14 protein-coding genes are annotated in these 19,002 nt (G+C 68.0%); 9 read left to right on the top strand and 5 right to left on the bottom strand.

Annotated elements, in window-relative coordinates; genetic code table 11:
• From CEK65_RS10955 to CEK65_RS10945, 3 genes are all read left to right on the top strand, one after another.
• Positions 1-854, top strand: an 854-nt coding sequence (locus CEK65_RS10955; RefSeq protein WP_152181737.1) for an Hsp33 family molecular chaperone HslO, incomplete at its 5' end; no start/stop codon positions are given.
• A 115-nt stretch (positions 855-969) separates the two neighbouring features.
• On the top strand, positions 970-1,830 hold the full coding sequence (locus CEK65_RS10950; RefSeq protein ID WP_152181736.1) for a hypothetical protein: 861 nt from the start codon (positions 970-972) through the stop codon (positions 1,828-1,830).
• Positions 1,831-2,072: 242 nt separating this feature from the next.
• Positions 2,073-4,922 (top strand): TonB-dependent receptor, encoded by a 2,850-nt coding sequence (locus CEK65_RS10945; RefSeq protein ID WP_152181735.1) that lies wholly within the window; start codon positions 2,073-2,075, stop codon positions 4,920-4,922.
• 114 nt (positions 4,923-5,036) lie between these two features.
• Here the strand turns inward: CEK65_RS10945 and CEK65_RS10940 are convergent, their stop codons facing one another.
• Positions 5,037-6,257, bottom strand: a complete 1,221-nt coding sequence (locus CEK65_RS10940) for a sulfotransferase (protein ID WP_193314758.1) — start codon at positions 6,255-6,257, stop codon at positions 5,037-5,039.
• Between CEK65_RS10940 and CEK65_RS20985 the strand changes: the two genes are divergently transcribed.
• Positions 6,231-6,638, top strand: a complete 408-nt coding sequence (locus tag CEK65_RS20985; protein ID WP_193314757.1) for a hypothetical protein — start codon at positions 6,231-6,233, stop codon at positions 6,636-6,638. The genes CEK65_RS10940 and CEK65_RS20985 overlap by 27 nt on opposite strands.
• 17 nt (positions 6,639-6,655) lie before the next feature.
• On the opposite strand, the gene CEK65_RS10935 is transcribed toward CEK65_RS20985, so the two are convergent.
• The gene (locus CEK65_RS10935; protein ID WP_017910473.1) at positions 6,656-7,267 is read right to left on the bottom strand and encodes a TetR/AcrR family transcriptional regulator; all 612 of its coding nucleotides are present in this window, start codon (positions 7,265-7,267) and stop codon (positions 6,656-6,658) included.
• Positions 7,268-7,406: 139 nt separating this feature from the next.
• Here CEK65_RS10935 and CEK65_RS10930 point away from each other — a divergent pair, with 139 nt between their 5' ends.
• The 3 genes from CEK65_RS10930 to CEK65_RS10920 all read left to right on the top strand — a co-directional run bounded on the left by CEK65_RS10930 (position 7,407) and on the right by CEK65_RS10920 (position 11,361).
• Positions 7,407-8,327, top strand: coding sequence for an alpha/beta fold hydrolase (locus tag CEK65_RS10930; protein WP_152181734.1), 921 nt, complete (start codon positions 7,407-7,409; stop codon positions 8,325-8,327).
• Positions 8,324-10,810: an acyl-CoA dehydrogenase gene (locus tag CEK65_RS10925; RefSeq protein WP_017910471.1), complete on the top strand. Its 2,487-nt coding sequence runs from the start codon at positions 8,324-8,326 to the stop codon at positions 10,808-10,810. Before CEK65_RS10930 ends, CEK65_RS10925 begins: the two co-directional genes overlap by 4 nt.
• 68 nt (positions 10,811-10,878) lie before the next feature.
• Positions 10,879-11,361 carry a hotdog fold domain-containing protein gene (locus CEK65_RS10920; protein ID WP_152181733.1) on the top strand — a complete coding sequence of 161 codons (483 nt, stop codon included), beginning with the start codon at positions 10,879-10,881 and terminating at the stop codon, positions 11,359-11,361.
• A gap of 28 nt (positions 11,362-11,389) precedes the next feature.
• On the opposite strand, the gene CEK65_RS10915 is transcribed toward CEK65_RS10920, so the two are convergent.
• Positions 11,390-11,743, bottom strand: a complete 354-nt coding sequence (locus CEK65_RS10915) for a DUF1304 domain-containing protein (protein ID WP_150409335.1) — start codon at positions 11,741-11,743, stop codon at positions 11,390-11,392.
• An 82-nt stretch (positions 11,744-11,825) separates the two neighbouring features.
• Positions 11,826-13,172 (bottom strand): MFS transporter, encoded by a 1,347-nt coding sequence (locus CEK65_RS10910; protein ID WP_043091861.1) that lies wholly within the window; start codon positions 13,170-13,172, stop codon positions 11,826-11,828.
• Positions 13,173-13,381: 209 nt separating this feature from the next.
• Here CEK65_RS10910 and CEK65_RS10905 point away from each other — a divergent pair, with 209 nt between their 5' ends.
• Together CEK65_RS10905 and CEK65_RS10900 are read left to right on the top strand one after the other, a co-directional pair.
• A complete protein-coding gene (locus tag CEK65_RS10905) occupies positions 13,382-14,980 on the top strand; it encodes a choline dehydrogenase (RefSeq protein WP_017910467.1) in 1,599 nt (532 codons plus the stop codon).
• A 336-nt stretch (positions 14,981-15,316) separates the two neighbouring features.
• Positions 15,317-16,705, top strand: a complete 1,389-nt coding sequence (locus CEK65_RS10900; RefSeq protein ID WP_026143743.1) for a serine hydrolase domain-containing protein — start codon at positions 15,317-15,319, stop codon at positions 16,703-16,705.
• A gap of 1,622 nt (positions 16,706-18,327) precedes the next feature.
• Here the strand turns inward: CEK65_RS10900 and CEK65_RS10895 are convergent.
• Positions 18,328-18,783, bottom strand: coding sequence for a hypothetical protein (locus CEK65_RS10895; protein ID WP_010344200.1), 456 nt, complete (start codon positions 18,781-18,783; stop codon positions 18,328-18,330).
• Between the last annotated feature and the right edge of the window lie 219 nt (positions 18,784-19,002).

Raw genomic sequence — 19,002 nt, 5'->3', positions numbered from 1 at the left:
CCGGCGCCGGCGTGCGCGGCGTGCACGTGCGCCTGCACGACACCTGGCGCGAGATCCTGGCGCCGGCCAGCTATCCCGCCGCGGCCACCGAACTGCTGGGCGAGGCCTGCGTCGCCGCGGCCCTGTTCACCGGCCATACCAAGGTCGACGGGCGCCTGTCGGTGCAGTTGCGCAGCCAGGGCGCGCTGCGCACCCTGTTCGCCGAGTGCACCGCCGCCGGCACGCTGCGCGGCATCGTCCAGTTGGGCGAAGGCCAGGACGCGCCGCGCGACCTGCGCGCGCTCGGCGACGACGCCCTGCTGGCGATCACCATCGAGAACCCCGGTCTGGATCCGCGCGAACCGCAGCGCTACCAGAGTCTGGTGGCGATGTCCTCGGCCGAGCTGGACGAAGCCTTCGAGGACTACTTCCGCCAGTCCGAGCAGTTGCCGACGCGGCTGATCCTGGCCGCCGACGGTGCGCACGCCGCCGGCCTGCTGCTGCAGAAGCTGCCGGGCAACGCCGGCGACGAGGACGGCTGGAACCGCGCCGGCGCGCTGTTCGAGACCGTCGGCGAGGCCGAACTGCTGGCCACGCCGGCCGAAACCCTGCTGCACCGGCTGTTCCACGAGGAGACCCCGGAGCTGCTCGGCGACCGCCCGCTGCGCTTCGGCTGCTCGTGCTCGCGCGAGCGGGTCGCGGCGATGCTGCGCTCGCTCGGCGAGGAAGAAGCGCGGGCGGCGGCCGAGGCGACCGGCCAAGTTGAGATCCGCTGCGAGTTCTGCGGCCGCCACTATGACTTCCCCTTGACGGAATTCGGAGTATTGTTTGCCGTAACGCAGGCTGAACCGACGTCCTCGGAGCGCTTGCACTAGCTGAAACGCGCGTCGCGACCGGGGAGTCCGACTTGTTAAAGAAACATAAACTCTCTAGCATCGACCACCCTGTCCGGCGGGAACTTTCGTGCCCGCCCCAAGTCTCAGATTGCTGATGCGACCCGTCCTGCGCCTACCGCTCGCCCTGCTGATCGCCCTCGCGGCGAGCACGGGCGCGCACGCGCAGAGCAAGCCCGCCACTGGTCACGACCGTACCGTGCTGCCGGTCTGGAACAAGGGCAGCGGCAAGGTCGAGGCGCTGCTGTACCTGGAGCCCACCGGCGAACAGGCGGTCGGCGCGCGCTGGCATTTCGGCCGCAACTCCCTGGATGCCGCATTCGGCCTGTCCTCCGGCGACTCGCTTGGCCTGCTGTGCAACAGCGCCAGCGGCGGCAGCATCAGCGGCTTGGCCAGCCACTGCATGCTGGCCAGCCTGGGCGACGACGACGGCACCACCGGCCACCATGTCGCCGCCACGACCACCTTCAACCGCCCCGGCGGGCGCCTGTCGCTGTCGGCGGGCACCGGCCGCGAGAACCTCCCCGCCTGGCTGGCCGGCGCCAACAAGACGCCGTCGATGCGGATGGAGCAGAACGACCTGACCGTCTTCGCGCAGCAGAACATCGGCCGCGAGGGCTTCGTCTCGATCGGCGGCACTTACGCCAAGGCCCGCCTGGTGCCGATCGCCGACGCCACCCCAGCCATGCTCGACCGCTGGGACAGCAAGAGCCTCAGCATCGGCGGCGGCTACGGCTCGTTCAGCGCCAACGTGATCGGCCGCGTCGTCGACGCCCCCGGCCAACCCGGCAAGTGGACCGGCCTGGGCGTGGGCCTGACCTGGCGTACCCCGTGGAGCGGCCAGCTGACCGTGGGCGCCGAGAACGTCATCACCCGCGGCAAGAACCCGTTCTCGCCGAACAACATCAGCACCGAAGAGGGGACCATCCCCTACGTGCGCTACGAGCAGGATCTGTAGGCCTCGCCAACTCGGTTTCACCACGAGACACACGCCGCCTGCCCAACAGCTCCTCAAGGGGCTTTTTCCATTTCTGAAACACCACAAGACGGGGCGTCCAACGTCTTTCAACTCCCCGCTCTTAACGACTCTTTAATTTCAGCGGGAACGCAGTTACTATCGGTTCACCCTACGGTTTTGGCTCCGCATTTCGGCGCCCCGTCGGCCAGTTCGCAACCATATCGCATTCGGAGAGAGAGCCAATGATCTGCAAGACCACCAAACTGCGCGACGCAGTTTTGATCGCCCTTGCCGCGAGTACGGGCGGTGCCGCCAGCGCCGCGTTCGCACAGGACGCCAACAGCGGTACCACCACGCTCGACCGCATCGAAATCACCGGCTCGCGCATCAAGCGCGCCGACGTGGAGACGTCGCAGCCGGTCTTCAGCATGTCGCGCGAAGACATCCAGGCGCAGGGCCTGACCTCGATCGGCGACGTGCTGCAGAATCTGTCTGCCAACGGCTCCACGCTTAACTCCACCTATAACAACGGTGGTAACGGCGAAACCCGCGTCAGCCTGCGCAACCTCGGCTCCAATCGCACCCTGGTACTAGTCAACGGCCGCCGCTGGGTCGCTGGCACCGGTCTGGGCGGCGCCACCGATCTGAACACCATCCCGACCGCCGCCATCGAGCGCGTGGAAGTCCTGAAGGACGGCGCCTCGGCGATCTATGGCTCCGACGCGATCGCCGGCGTGGTCAACATCATCCTGCGCAAGGATTTCGACGGCGCCGAAGCAAACGCCTATTACGGCCAGTTCAGCAAGGGCGATGGCGCGCGCCAGAGCTTCGACGTGACCATCGGCAGCACCGGCGAACGCTTCAGCGCGCTGTTCGGCGCCGGCTACGTCAAGGAAGATCCGGTGATGGCCGGCGACCGCGCGATTTCCGCCGTGCCGATCTACAAGACGGGCACCGCCTTCGGCAGCACCACCAGCCCGAACGGTCGCTTCGCGGTGTGCAACGGCACCTTCGCCAATGGCGTGTGCAGCGGTACCCAGACCCGTCCGAACGGCACGACCGGCCAATTCGGCTACGACGCCGGCTCGACACCCGCCAACTGGCGCAACTGGGGCGCGGGCGTCAACGATCTCTACAACTTCGCCCCGGACAACTACCTGCTGACTCCGCAGGAGCGCAAGTCGATCTTCGGCCAGGCGATGTTCAAGATCACCGACAACGTCAGCTTCTCCGCACAGGCGACCTACAACAATCGCCAGTCCGAGCAGTTGCTCGCCTCGATGCCGATCGTGCTCGGCACAGGCCCCGGCGCCGGCGTCCAGGCCCGCACCATCGCGATCTCGCCGAATAGCATCTACAACCCGTTCGGCCGCACCGTCTCGCGCGTGCAGCGTCGCGCCACCGAAACCGGCGGCCGCAGCTTCAAGCAGAACGTCGATACTTTCGGCTTCGTCGGCGCCCTTGAGGGCAGCTTCGAGCTGGGCGATCGCTACTTCTCCTGGGATGCGGGCATGAGCTATGGCCGCAACGACCAGAACGACACCACCACCGGCCTGTTCAATCTGCTGTCGCTGCGCAACGCGGTGGGTCCGTCCTTCATCGACGCCACCGGCACCGCGCGTTGCGGCACCCCGGGTGCGATCGTCAACGGCTGCGTGCCGGCGAACCTGCTGGGCGGCGTCGGCGGCCTGACCCCGGAGATGCTGAACTACATCACCTTCGTCGCGCACGACGAATACCAGTACAAGATGAAGCAATACTTCGCCAACCTCACCGGCGAAGTCGCCGACCTGCCCGGCGGCACCCTGGCCTTCGCCGCCGGCGTGGAGCACCGTGCCGAAAGCGGCTACGACTCGCCGGACGCGCTGATCGCCTCGGGCAACACCACCGGCAACGTGCGCACCCCGACCTCGGGCGGCTATTCGCTGGACGAAGCCTACCTGGAAATCTCCATCCCGCTGCTCAAGGACGTGACCCTGTTCAAGGAGCTGGAATTCGACGTCGCAACGCGCTATTCGAAGTACGACACCTTCGGCAACACGGTCAACAGCAAGTTCGGTTTCAAGTGGAAGCCGATCGACGACCTGCTGATCCGCGGCAACTGGGCGCAGGGCTTCCGCGCGCCGTCGGTGTCCGAGCTGTTCCAGGGCGTCGCCGACAGCTTCGAGCAGATCGCCGACCCCTGCTCGACGACCTTCGGCGGCGGCTATGCGGGCCTGACCGCCGAACAGCGCGCGCGCTGCTCCGCGCAGGGCGTACCGGCGGGCGGCTACGACCAGGGCAACGCGCAGATCCGCATCAGCACAGGCGGCAACGTCAACCTGAAGCCGGAAACCTCCACCACCAAGACCCTCGGCTTCGTCTGGAGCCCGAGCTTCGTCAGCGGCTTCGACGTGTCGCTGGACTGGTGGCAGATCAAGCTGGAAAACACCATCACCAGCTTCAGCGGCCAGCGCATTCTGGACGATTGCGTGAAGGATGGGGTCGCTCAGGCCTGCTCGCTGTTCTCGCGTAACGCCGACGGTTCCATCAACGAACTGCTGTCCGCTGGCCTGAACATCGGCTCAACGCTGGTGGAAGGTTATGACATGACCGTCAACTACCGCCTGCCCGAGCAGTCGTGGGGCACGCTGTCCTTCAACTGGGATACCACCTACTACGCCCGGAACGAGGACAACAACGACGGCAACAACAAGGTCGGCGAGTACTCGGATCGCAACAATAACTGGCGCATCCGCTCCAACCTGTTGGCGCGCTGGGAGTTGGGCGATGTCGGCGCCACCTGGTCGATGCGCTACTACTCCAAGCAGGACGAACCCTGCCCGTTCAGCACCAACGACTATGGCTTCGGCCAACTCTGCAGCAACTTCAACACCAACCCGGACCTGTCCTACAACAAGCTGGGCGCCACCGTGTACAACGATGCGTCCTTCTATTGGAAGGCGCCCTGGAACGCGAAGATCACCCTGGGCGTGAACAACATCTTCGCCCGCAACCCACCGGTCTCGTACACGACCTTCGCCAACAGCTTCGATCCGCAGTACGAAGTGCCGGGCCGTTTCCTGTACATGCAGTACAACCAGAAGTTCTGATCCACTCGTCGTCGCGTCACCCGATGCAGCCCCGCAAGGGGCTGCATCTTTTTTTGGGCGACGGAACCGGTCGATTGCGACGGCAGCTCGATCCGGGGCTCCGGCGGGCGTCGGCTACGCCAGTCCCAGAGCGGAGCGTAACGGCTGCAGTTGCGCCGCATACGGCGCCCACACCCGCGCGCGATCCGCGCGCAGACCACCCTGCATCAGTCCGACGCTCGCCGTCGCGACCGCGCCATGAGCCCGCTCCAGATCCAGCATCTGCGGCTGGTACGGCAATCCGCAGAAGGCCGCGACCTGGCGCAACGTCGCCTCCGGCTGCGCGACCAGCGCTGCGTAATCGACCCGCAACAGTGCGTCGGGCAGGCTGCGCTCCCAATGCTGCATCAGCCGCTGGTGTGCAACGAAGTAGCCGGCCATTTCATGCTGCGTGTAGGAATAGCCGGCCACGCCCGAATACAGCACGCGCAGATTGGAGAAGCAGGTATCCATCGGATCGCGCGCCATCCACACGATCCTGGCTTGCGGCAACGCCTTGCGGATGAAGCCGACATTCAACGCATTGGCCGGCAGTTTCTCCACGAGGACATCCCGGCCCTGGACTGCCCACGCGGCCGCGTGCAGATAGTCGGCACCTGCGCGGCGCAGCGCGTCCGAATCCAGGCGCGCGAGCATATCCAGCGAGAGCGCATCCCGCGCCGCGGTATTGGTGACGCCGCGCAGTTGCTCGGGAAACAGATAGGACTCGCCCACCGAGCGGACCTGGGAATGGCGCACGAGCATCTGTTCGAGCAGCGTGGTGCCGCTGCGGTGCATTCCCACGATGAAGATCGGACGCGGACCACCTTCCGTTATCGGCATCGGCTCGGCCAGATACGCCGGCGAACACCGCCGCTCGATGCCATCCAGCAAGGCCAGCGAATCGGACAGGCGGTAATCGATGCGCCGGCGCGCGCTGCCGCATGCCTGCTCCAGTGCCTGCCATGCCTCGGCGTGCTCGCCCAGATCGTGCAGTTCCTTGTGCAGGGCGAAATTCAGATAGGTTTCGCCCATGGAACCTGGCGGACAGCGCCTCAGCGCGTCGCGCAGGCGGCCCACATGATTGGACGCGTGCCGCTGGGTATGCAGCGCGGCCATCATCCAGAACGCCTGCGCCATCGCCGGATCGGCACGTAATGCCGCTTCGTAGTGGATTTCGGCACCGTTGCGGTCGCCGAGGAAGAACAACAGGTTGCCCTTGAAGTACAACGAAGCGGCATGCCCCGGCGCAAGACGCAGGCCGCGCTCCACCAGGGTCAATGCCAGCGCGTGCTCGCCGATGTCGCTCAGCAGCACCGCCGCTTCGGCCAGTTGCTGCGGCGACATGGCCGAGAGCAACGACTGATCGCGCAACAGCGCGATCAGTCGCTCGTATTCGTTGAAATGGCGCAGGCGCCTGGCCAGTTCGAACGCCTGTGCCGGGCTCAACCGGGACATCGCGGCCAGCCTCATCGTCGCGGTCTTGGCCTCCGCATGGCGTCCCAGCACCAGAAGAGCGTGCGACAGGCCCAGATAGCCATCGGCCTGGTCCGGCGCCAGCGCCACGGCCTGCGCGAACGCGACCTCGGCACGATCGAACCGCCGCGCTGCGATCGCACTGCGGCCCTGGGCCAGCAACGCGCCGATCTGCTCATCGGAGCCGGTCATCATCTTCCTTCAGGATTGCCTGGGCGTTGACGCGCGCCGGCCCAGCCTCAGCCGGGAATCAAGGTCACGATGACGTGTTCGACGTAGGCTTCGAAGTCCTCGCGCGCCTGCTTGGGCTGGTGCAATTGCAGCGACAGCTGCAGGAAGCCGACGTAGGCGGCATAGGCCAGGCGTGCGCGATGTTGCGCATCGGTCCGGCTGAGCCCGGCCTGGCGGAACGAGGCGATCAGATACTCCATGCGCCGCTGCGAGACCCGGTCGATCACCGGCCGCACCGCAGGATGATCGAGCGCCTTCAGCAACTCGCTGTAGATGATGTGCGGCTTGACCTCGTGCGCGACCAGTTGGAACAGCGCGCGCAGCCGCGTGCGCGGATCCGGCACCTCTTCCAGGCTGCCGAACACCTGCTGCTGTTCGACCAGTTCCCAGCGCTCCAGCGCGGCCTGCAGCAGCGCATCGCGCGAGGGGAAGTGCCAGTAGAAGCTGCCCTTGGTGACGCCCAGGCGCCGCGCCAGCGGCTCCACCGCCACCGCGCTCACGCCCTGTTCGGCGATCAGGTCCAGGGCGGCCTGCGCCCAGTCTTCGGCACTGAGCCGGTTGTTGCGGCCACCGCCGGAAGCGGCGCCGTCGTCGGAGGAAGGAGCGGGCGCGGTATTCATCCGTGGATTTAACCATACGGGGACGTCGGTTGCAGTATGTGGCCTTCACAAGGGCGGCGCAAATGCCCGGCAGCATTGGCTTTTCGCACCCATACTGCATCGTATTGACATGCCGCGCAGAGCAACCATACTATCTCGTATGGTTTCCGCTTCCGCCACCGTCCCGCATGCCGCCTCGGCTACCCTCTCGGGTGCCGGCGAGCTGGCGCTGGCCGCGACCGTCACCGGTCCCGGCGAAGCGGGATCGGTGCTGTTCGCGCATGGCTTCGGCCAGACCCGGCATGCCTGGTCGGCGACCGCCGCGGCGCTGCAGGCGCATGGGTACCGTAGCGTCGCCTACGACGCGCGCGGCCATGGCGACTCCGCACGCAACCCGGCGGACCTGCCCTATCGCGGCGAGCAGTTCACCGACGACCTGATCGTGGTCGCCGGCGAGATGTCGCCGCCACCGGTGCTGGTCGCCGCCTCGATGGGCGGGCTGTTCGGGCTGATCGCCGAATCGCGCTGGCCGGGCCTGTTCCGCGCGATGGTGCTGGTGGACATCACCCCGCGCTGGCAGCCGGCCGGGGTCGAGCGCATCCTCGCTTTCATGACCGCGCATCCGCAGGGCTTCGCCAGCCTGGACGAGGCCGGCGACGCGATCGCCGCCTACCTGCCGCAGCGCGCGCGCAAGTCGCCCGAGGCGCTGCGCAGCGTCCTGCGGCAACACGCCGACGGCCGCTGGTACTGGCACTGGGATCCGCGCCTGGTCGAAGAGCTGGCGCGCGACAGCGACCAGCACCAGGGCGCGATCGCGCAGGCCGCCGCACACGTGCAGTGCCCGCTGCTGCTGATCAGCGGCGGCCGCAGCGACCTGGTCACGCCGCAGACCATCGAAGAGTTCCTGTCGCTGGTGCCGCATGCGCAGCATGCGCATCTGCCCGAGGCCACGCATATGCTGGCCGGCGACGACAACGCCGCATTTACCGCCACTGTGTTGCACTACCTGGACGCCCTGCCACCGGCCTGCGCCGGCGCATCGTCCGCCGTCACCGAGTACCTCCCCGGAGCACGCCCATGAGCATCATTGCCCCCTTCCTCGTGTTGTTGCTGGCCGGCGCGTTCGCCGCCTATCACCGCATGCGGCTCGCCGTCTGGGCCGCGTTGAGCGCCACGCTGCTGGTCGCGTGCTGGCTGCTCGGCGCCAACCACGTCGCCACCATCGTCGCGGCCGTCGTGCTGGCGGTGGTCGCGATGCCGCTGCTGTTGCCGTTCGTGCGCAAGCCGCTGCTCACCGCGCCGATGCTGAAGGTGTTCCGCAAGGTGCTGCCGCCGCTGTCGCAGACCGAGCGCATCGCTCTGGAAACCGGCTCGGTCGGCTTCGAAGGCGAGCTGTTCACCGGCGACCCTGACTGGCAGAAGCTGCTGAACTATCCCAAGCCGCAGCTGACCGCCGAAGAGCAGGCCTTCCTCGATGGCCCGGTGGAAGAGCTGTGCCGGATGACCAACGACTGGGAAATCACCCACGTCCACGCCGACCTGCCACCGGAGATCTGGAGCTTCATCAAGAAGAACAAGTTCTTCGGCATGATCATTCCGAAGGAATACGGCGGTTTGGGCTTCTCCGCGCTGGCCCACCACAAGGTGATCCAGAAGATCGCCTCGGTCTCCAGCGTGGTCAGTTCCACCGTCGGCGTGCCCAACTCGCTGGGCCCGGGCGAACTGCTGCTGCATTACGGCTCCAAGGAGCAGAAGGACTACTACCTGCCGCGTCTGGCGGTGGGCCAGGAAGTGCCCTGCTTCGGCCTGACCGGTCCGTTCGCCGGCTCCGATGCCACCTCGATCCCCGACTACGGCATCGTCTGCAAGGGCGAGTGGAACGGCGCCAACGTGCTCGGCGTCAAGCTGACCTTCGACAAGCGCTACATCACCCTGGCCCCGGTGGCGACCCTGGTCGGCCTGGCGTTCCGCATGTACGACCCGGAAGGCCTGATCGGCGACACCAAGGACATCGGCATCACCCTGGCGCTGCTGCCGCGGGAGACCCCGGGGGTCGAGATCGGCCGCCGCCACTTCCCGCTGAACTCGCCGTTCCAGAACGGCCCGATCCATGGCCGCGAAGTGTTCATCCCGCTGAGCCAGCTGATCGGCGGCGTGGAAATGGTCGGCAAGGGTTGGAACATGCTCAACGAGTGCCTGGCCGTCGGCCGCTCGATCACCCTGCCCTCCACCGCCAGCGGCGGCGCCAAGTTCGGCGCGGTCGTCACCGGCGCGTATGCGCGCATCCGCAAGCAGTTCGGCCTGTCGGTCGGCCGCTTCGAAGGCGTGGAAGAGGCGCTGGCGCGGATCGGCGGCAAGGCCTATGCGATCAGCGCGCTGTCGCAGGCCACCGCCGCGGCGGTGGACCGCGGCGACGTGCCGTCGGTGCCGTCGGCGATCGCCAAGTACCACTGCACCACGATGAGCCGCGAGGTCATCAGCGACGTGATGGACGTGGTCGGCGGCAAGGGCATCATCCTCGGCCCGCGCAACTTCGCCGGCCGCAGCTGGCAGGCCGCGCCGATCGCGATCACCGTGGAAGGCGCCAACATCATGACCCGCAGCCTGCTGATCTTCGGCCAGGGCGCGATCCTGTGCCATCCGTGGGTGATGAAGGAGATGAAGGCCGCCGGCAATCCGGATCACAAGGCCGGCGTCGACGAGTTCGACCGCAACCTGTTCGGCCACATCGGCTTCGCCATCTCCAACGCGGTGCGTTCGCTGTGGTTCGGCCTGACCGCCGCGCGCATCGGCGCCGCGCCGGGCGATGCCTACACCCGCCGCTACTTCCGCAAGCTGGACCGCTACTCGGCGAACCTGGCGCTGATGGCCGACGTGTCGATGCTGATGCTCGGCGGCAAGCTGAAGTTCAAGGAGTCGCTGTCCGGACGCCTGGGCGATGTGCTGAGCCACATCTACATGACCAGCGCCATGCTCAAGCGTTACCACGACGACGGCGCGCCGGCCACCGACCAGCCGCTGCTGGCCTGGGCCTTCCACGACAGCGTGCACAAGATCGAGCTGGCGTTGTCGGCGGCGCTGCGCAACTTCCCGATCCGTCCGGTCGGCTGGCTGATGTGGGCGCTGATCTTCCCGTGGGGCCGCCGCGCCGAAGCGCCGGGCGACCGCCTGGGCCACCGCGTCGCCGCGCTGCTGATGACGCCGAACGAAGCCCGCGATCGCCTGGGCCAGGGCGTGTTCCTGACCCCGTGCGAGAACAACCCCGGCGGCCGCATCGCCAGCTACCTGACCAAGGCGGTGCTGGCCGAGCCGGTGGAGCGCAAGTTCCTGAAGGCGCTCAAGAGCAAGGGCATCGAATCGCTGGACTTCGCCTCGCAGCTGGACGAGGCGGTGCGCCAAGGCGTGCTGTCGGCCGACGAGCGCCGTCAGCTGGAGGAGCTGCGCGAGATCACCATGGACACGATCAGCGTCGACGACTTCGACACCGACGAACTGCGTTCGGCGAGCTACTACCAGCGTGCCGCAGCGGCGGCCGACGACGGGCATTCGCGCGAAGCGGCCTGATCGTCCTGACCATGCGACACCCACGACGGCGGACTTCGGTCCGCCGTCGTGCGTTCGGGGGAACTGCAATGAGCCGACTGCTCTCGCTCTACCGCCGCATGCAAGGCTGGCCCGGGGGATCCTGGCTGTTCTCGCGTGCGGTGTGCTTCAAGGCGCCCTACTTCGCCAGCATCGCCCCGCGCATCACCGTCCTGGAGCCGGGCCGCTGCGAGGCGCGCATCGCGCACCGGCGGCGGGTCAGCAACCACATCGGCACGGTACACGCGATCGCGCTGTGCAACCTGGCGGAACTGGCCGGTGGAGTGATGGTCGACGCCAGCCTGCCGCCGTCGATGCGCTGGATCCCCAAGGGCATGCGGGTGGAATACCGCAGCAAGGCGCTCGGCCCGATGCATGCGGTGGCCACGCCGGACGTGGCGATCGTCGCCGCCGAGCGTGGTTACGACCTGCCGGTCAGCGTGGAGATCCGCGATACGCACGAGCACGTGGTGTGCTTCGCGCGCATCGCCATGTGGGTGTCGCCACGCGCGCCGGCCACGGCCTCGCCCTGATCGCAGCGTCGCGTGCGCGGTGCGTGGCTCAATACGCCAGCAGCAGCGCCGCGATCGCCAGCGCTGCCGGCAGCGCCTGCACGAACACGATGCGGCGGCTGACGCTCCAGCCGCCGTACAGGCCGGCCACGACCACGCAGCCGAGGAAGAACAGCATCACGTCGACCCGCTGCGCGACCAGGCCCCAGGCCAGGCCGGCGGCGAGGAAGCCGTTGTAGAGCCCCTGATTGGCCGCCAGCACGCGCGTGGCCTGCGCCTTCTCCGGCGAATTGCGGAACACCTTCATGCCCAACGGACGCGTCCACAGGACCATCTCCAGCACCAGGATGTACACGTGCAGCAGCGCGACCGCGCCGACCAGGATCGAAGCCAACAGGATCATCGTGCTATCCGGCACAGGAGACAGGGCGTCAGCATAGCCAGCGGCCCGATGGGCGGCCAGTCCCCCGCCACGCGGCGCCGGCTCAGCGCGTTGGCGGCGTGCGTTCCGGCGGCAGCTTGGCCGCCTCGCGCAGCAGCCGCCACGCGCCCAGGGTCATGCCGGAGGCGGCCAGCAGGCCCGCGACGAACACCACCTGCGAGCCGAACCCCGACAGCAGCTTGTACAACCACGCGAAGCTGAGGTCGCTGCCACGGTAGATCACCGTATCGATCGCCGCGCCGGCCTTGTAGCGCCATTCGCGGCCGACCCGGGTGTACAGGGTCTCGCGGGCCGGCTTGGCCAGGGAGAACTCGCCGGCGCGGGTCACCACCTGCACCACCGCCACCAGCATCGGCAGCGGCGACACCGCCAGCACCGAATAGCCGAGCAGGATCGCGCAGCCGGGGATCAGCAGCGCCGGCCCGATGCCGAAGCGCGACAGCAGCGCGCGGGTGACCAGCAACTGCAGCACCAGGGTCACTGCGTTCACCGCCAGGTCGATGTTCGCGTAGAAGGCGGTACTGGCCGCCGCATCGGTGTACAGGCGGCGCACGATCGCCGCCTGTTCGTTGTACAGCAGGGTGCCCACGCCCACGCCGAACACCGACATCAGCGCCAGCCAGCGCAGCAGCGGCTCGCGCGCGATCAGCTTCAGCCCGGCCAGCACGTCGCCGCCCATCGGCGCCTCGCCGCCGACCACGCCGCGCTCGCGTTCGCGGGCGACCGCCCACAGCCGCAGGCGCAGCAGGCACACCACGCTGACCACCAGGAAGCCGGCCGACACCAGCATCAGGTTGGCGATGCCGATGCGTTCGACCAGGCTGCTGGCGATCACCGGCCCCAGGAACGCGCCGAGCGTGCCGGCGGCGCCGATGTAGCCGTAGCAGGCGCGCGCTTCGGTGTTGCTGAAGACATCGGCCATGAAGCTCCAGAACACCGCCACCGCGAACAGGTTGAACACCGAAATCCACAGGAAGAAGGCCATGCCGCGCCCGGGCACGCCGCTGTCGAACAGCACGTAGAACAGCAGCAGCGTGGCGATGAAGAAGCCGTACACCACCGGCAGGAACACCCGCCGCGGATAGCGGCTGACCAGCGCCCCGTAGATCGGCTGCAGCAACAACATGATCAGGAAGGTGCAGGTGAACAGCACCTGCAGCGCGAATTCCTTCAGCGGCATGCCGTGCGCGGCGAAGAACGCGATCATCGCCGGCGGGAACACCGCGGCCACGTCGGCGGAGGCGCCCATCGCCTCGCGCACCGGCCGCAGCACGTAGTAGCCGCTGAGCAGCGAGAAGAAGTACAGGAATGCCCACGCCAGCGGCGGCGAATCGCGCAGGGCACCGCGCAGCCGCGCCAGCGCACCGGGGGCATGCGGGGTGGCGCTCATCGGCGGCGGACCCTGGCGCAAAAACGGGACATGGCGATTTTCGGGGGGCGGAAAACGCGCACGGTAGCTGATGCACCGCAACACCGCCAGCGCGTGCGCGATCCACCGCCCGCGCCGTACGCGCATCGCGCGCGGCGAACGGCCGCGCCGAGCATATGCTCTATCCTCGGCGACTAGCGTCGGCGCCAGGAACTCAGGGGACACCGCGGGTGTACGACTACATCATCATCGGCGCAGGCTCGGCCGGCTGCGTGCTCGCCAACCGCCTGAGCGAGGACCGCGACTGCAAGGTGCTGCTGATCGAGGCCGGGCCGCGCGACCGCAATCCCTTCATCCACATGCCCGCGGGCCTGGCGCGCCTGGCCAGCAACCGCCGCATCAACTGGAACTACCTGACCGAGGCCGAGCCGGCCTTAAACGACCGCCGCCTTTGGTGGCCGCGCGGCAAGGTGCTGGGCGGTTCCAGCTCGATCAACGCGATGTGCTACGTGCGCGGCGTGCCCGCCGACTACGACGACTGGGCGGCCGACGGCGCCGATGGCTGGGACTGGCGCGGCGTGCTGCCGTACTTCCGCCGCAGCGAATGCAACAGCCGCGGTGGCGATGCGCTGCATGGCGGCGACGGCCCGCTGCACGTCTCCGACCTGCGCTACCACAACCCGCTCTCGGACGTGTTCGTGGCTGCCGCGCAGGAAGCGGGCTTCCCGCACAATCCCGATTTCAACGGCCCGCAGCAGCAGGGCGTGGGCCTGTACCAGGTCACCCAGAAGGACGGCGCACGCTGCTCGGCCGCGGTCGCCTACCTGGCGCCGGCGCGGGCGCGGGACAACCTGCAGGTGGTCACCGACGCGCTGGTGCTGCGCCTGCTGATCGAAGGTGGACGCGTGGTCGGCGTCGCCTATGCGCAGGACGGCCGCGAGGTGCAGGCGCGCGCCGCGCGCGAAGTGCTGCTCAGCGCCGGCGCGGTGAACTCGCCGCAGCTGCTGATGCTCTCGGGCATCGGCCCGGCCGATGCGCTGCGCCGCCACGGCATCGCGGTGCAGCTGGACCAGCCGCAGGTCGGCGCCAACCTGCAGGATCACCTGGACGTGTGCACGCTGTACCGCACCCGCCCGGGCATCAGCTACGACCGCCGCAACCAGGCCAAGATCGCCTTCGACTATTTCCTGCGTGGGCACCGCGGCGCCGGCAGCAGCAACATCGCCGAGGCCGGCGGCTTCATCCGCTCGCCATTGGCGCCGGACGCGCGCGCCGACATCCAGTTGCACTTCGTGCCGGCCATGCTCGATGACCACGGCCGCAACCGCCTGCCCGGCGACGGCTTCACCCTGCACGCCTGCCACCTGCAGCCGCGCAGCCGCGGCCGCATCGCGCTCAACGACGCCGACCCGCGCACGCCGGCGCGGATCCAGGCCAACTATCTGAGCGATCCCGACGGCTTCGACCTGCGCATGCTGGTGGAATGCGCGCGCCTGGCGCGGCACATCCTGCAGCAGCCGGCGTTCGATGCATGGCGCGGCGCGCCGCTGCTGCCGGCACGCGAGGACCTGGACGAGGCCGGGCTGGTCGCCTTCATCCGCGCCAAGGCCGAAACCATCTATCACCCGATCGGCACCTGCCGCATGGGCAGCGATGCGCAGGCGGTGGTCGACCCGCAGCTGCGCCTGCGCGGACTCGACGGCCTGCGCGTAGTGGACGCCTCGGTGATGCCGCGCCTAGTCAGCGGCAACACCAACGGCCCGACGATGATGATCGCCGAGCGCGCTGCGGATCTGATCCGTGGGCGGGCTGTGCTGCGGGAGGGGTGAGGCGGTTGTTTGGGGGGCGCAAGGCCTCATGACGCGGCGATTTGCCGACCGTTGCTGCCGCAGTTCTGCTGGTGCTATGTGACGTACCCTCACCCCAACCCCTCTCCCGGGGGGAGAGGGGCTGAAGCGGGGCTTGCGCGGCACGGCGATTGCATGTCCGTGGGCATCCGCCGCAGTCCCCGCCACCGCTCCGCCGGCAGGCCTGCACACCCCCATCCGAGGCGGGAAATCCCCAGCAGGATCAAGGCGATGCCTATTCATCTTCTCCCAGTTTGTGCATTCGAGAAATCCGGCGCTAGAATCGTGGCCGGCAGCACCTCACAGGCCTCAGGCGCAATGACACAGAACAGCAGGCACCGGCTCCTTCGACCGGTGGCAACCGGGTTGCTCGGGGCATTGCTGCCCTTTGCGATGTCCTCCACCGCACAGACGCCGGCGCCCGCGCAACCGCTGCCGCCGCCGCTGCACACCGAAGCCACGCGCTACACCTCGCCGACCCAGCCGCTGCCCTACCGCGCTTCGCTCACCCAGAGCCAGGTGCTGCCGCTGGCCAAGGACTTCGATGTCGCCGCGCTGGAGTCGGTGGCCGAACAGTTGACCTATGGCGAGCGCGTGCCCGGCCTGGCGATGGCCATCGTGCACAACGGCCAGGTGCTCAGCGCGCGCGGCTACGGCGTCACCGACGTCAATCGCCCCGAGCAGGTCGATGCGCACACCGTGTTCCGCCTGGCCTCGCTGTCCAAGGCGTTCGCCGGCACCATGGCCGGCCTGCTGGTCAACGACGGCACCCTGCGCTGGGACAGCAAGGTCGTCGACTACGTGCCCGGCTTCCAGCTCAGCGACCCGGTCGCCACGCGCCAGTTGAACGTCGCCGACCTGCTCAGCCACCGCGTCGGCCTCACCTACAACGCCTACGACCGCGACGTCGAATCCAACATCGACTACTACACGCTCAGCCACAAGCTGGCCTATGCGCCGCTGAAGTGCGCGCCGGGCGAGTGCTACGCCTACCAGAACGTCGCCTTCAGCCTGATCGGCGACGTGGTGTTCGCCGCGTCCGGCAGCTTCTACGAGCAGTCGGTGGAGCGGCGCATCTTCAAGCCACTGGGCATGAACGACGCCAGCATGGGCCTGGCCGGCATCCAGGCCAGCCCGCGCTGGGCGCGCCCGCACGTGCGCAGCCGCAACGGCTGGGTCTCGCTGACGCCCAAGCCGACCTACTACCGCCTGGCGCCGGCCGCCGGCGTCAACGCCAGCATCAGCGACATGGCGCAGTGGTTGATCGCGCAGACCGGGCATCGCCCGGACGTGTTGCCGGAGCCATTGCTGGCGACCCTGCACGCGCCGCTGATCCTCACCCCGGGCGAGATGCGCTCGGGCTGGCGCCGCGCGCGGGTCAACTCGGCCAGCTACGCGCTGGGTTGGCGCGTGTTCGACTACTCCGGCCACCAGGTGATCTTCCATGCCGGCGCGGTGCAGGGCTACCGCGGCCTGATCGCACTGGTGCCGGAACGCGACCTCGGCGTGGCCATCCTGTGGAACGGCGAAAGCGGCCTGCCCTCGGGCCTGCTGCCGACCGTGCTCGACCGCGCGATCGGCCTGCCGGCGCAGCGCTGGCTGGACGTGGACACCGACTTCGGCAGCGACAACCTGATGGCCGAGCGTCCGGACCCGAAGGACAAGAAGGGCGCCTCCTCGTCCAAGTCGGTGGCCTCGCCGCACTGAGCGCGTCCTCCCGCAGCATCCCCGCAGAAGGCGGCGCAAGCCGCCTTCTGCTGTCTGCAGCGCTGACTGCACCGCGTGTGCCCCTTCCCGGCTGGGACGCGGTGCCGTTCCCGCAGCAACGACACGGCGTGGTCTCCGCCGCACTGACCGCGCGCTCGCGCAGCATCCTCGCGAACGGGCGCGAGAACCGCCTTTCTGCTGTCTACAGCGCTGACCTGCGCCGCGTGCGCCCTTTTTCCCGACGCGGGGACGCAGTCCTGTCCCGGCTGCGGCGATGCGCCGGAACGAGCGGGCCATAAAAGTGTGGCCGCAACGCCGACGTCGTGCCTGGACGAACGATCGGCGACTGCGTCGCCCCAGCGGCAGCAGGCGCTGGGAGCGCCCGCGTACGGCCGCGGTGAGGGTGGTGGCGCACCGCCGCTTCCAAGATCGCGCACAGGGCACACGCCGCGCCCTCTCGGCATTGTTCGCGATCCGGCATCGGGTGTCGCTGCACCCCGCATCGCCGCAGGCTGCCGTTGGCGTGCTGGCAACCCGGTGCACCATCGCCGACGTGCGCGGGGCAGCACGCGAGGCGCGACTGCAGGACACCTGCGATAACGACCGACGAGAAGCCTCCTGCGGGAGTCGACTGTCGTGCAACCGCGACGCGCGACGTGGTGGGTGCTTTCCGATGGCCCAATGCGTCGGGACTGAAGTCCCTCCCACAGCCACCCGGCGAGCTCGCAAGCCACTGTGGAAGTCGCTTCAGCAGCGACGGGCATTCCAGACAAAGCCAGTCGTGGCTGAATCCGCTCCCACAGGGGCTTGCGGCGAACCTACCGGGTGTACTGTGGGAGGGACTTCAGTCCCGACGACAGAGGGTGTCGGCCGGCTTTCGGCTTCGCTTGTCGCGGCTGCACCACAGTCGACTCCCACAGAACAGACTGCATCCGGCGTGAGTGTGGCGAAAGCAGGCGGCCGGAGACTGCCCTCAGTCCACGGATACGCGGGAAAAACCCGTGATGCGGAGTGGAGGCGGGCAAGGCGCGCTGACACGCTGCAAGTGCGCACGCAACGTCTTGGCTGGGTCGGCGAATGCCAGGCGTTCCGGCTGCTGTGACGGCCCCGATCCCGACGGTCGGTCGATCCACGCCAGGGGCGATCCATTGAGCGCGATATGACGGCCTTTGTTGCCGCCTAGCGTCGTGTCGTTGCCGGCGTAGCTGTCGCGTAAATGCACGCCGACGATAACTGCCCGCGCCTCCCTCCCGATACTCGCGTGGCTGCCAAGGCCGCACGTGCATGCCAGGGAGATCAGCTGGATGCGTGGCCCTGCCCGTAGGCACCGACCGTGGCACGAAGGCGACGCGGCTTGCCGCGTCGGTTGCCGATGCGACAGGCACAGGCGCGATGTCCACATCGCAGCCTGGCAAGCAAGGCACAGGGAATGGCCAGCGTGGATCGAGAAGACGGACGCCGCGGGATCGTCGGACGAAGGCGCCACGGAGGTACTCTCCGGTCGGGACTGAAGTCCCTCCCACAACCGGGACTGCAAGCGCGCGCGGCAGGATGCCGCGCATAAAAAACTCCCTCCCCGCTGGGCACCGGGGAGAGAGTCTAGGAACAGCGATCGGGATGGATCAGATCAGCGGCGCGGGCGTGGCCGGCAGCGCGACCGGAGCGGCCTTCTTCTTGCGAGCGGCCGGCTTCTTCTTCGCCACGGTCTTCTTGGCGGTGGCCTTCTTCGCAGTTGCCTTCTTCGCGGCCGGCTTCTTGGCAGCCGACTTCTTCACCGTCTTCTTGGCAGCGGTCTTCTTGGTCGCAGCCTTCTTCGCGGTCTTCTTCACCGCCTTCTTGGCGACGGCCTTCTTCGCGGTCTTCTTGGTGGCGGCCTTCTTCGCCGTCTTCTTCACTGCCTTCTTGGCAACGGCCTTCTTGACCGCCTTCTTCACCTTGGCGACCTTCTTGGCCACCTTCTTGGCGACCTTCTTGACCGCCTTCTTTACCGAAACCTTCTTCGCTGCCGGCTTCTTGGCGGCAGTCTTCTTGACCGCCTTCTTAGCGGCCGGCTTTTTCGCAGCTTTTTTCGTCGCCATGGGATGGCTCCTCGTCAGTGAACTATGGATTGAAAATGCCCAGTTAAAGCAACCTCGCGGCGATGCTCCGCCTGCGGGAACCGCCGGCGCGCGCTGCGGGCCGGATCGGATACAGAAACACCCGTACCGGAAGTCGATACGGGTGCGATGCCAGGGGAGACGTTGCGTTTCTCGGAGGGAAGCGACTCCAACTCCACCATCTTCGGGTTCCTGGCGGAT

Origin of the sequence: Xanthomonas sp. LMG 12459 (assembly GCF_009192905.1) — a bacterium.
GTDB classification, from domain to species: Bacteria; Pseudomonadota; Gammaproteobacteria; order Xanthomonadales; family Xanthomonadaceae; genus Xanthomonas_A; species Xanthomonas_A sontii.
Note: the sequence above shows the minus strand (reverse complement) of the source record. Positions and strands in the feature narration are given on the sequence as shown.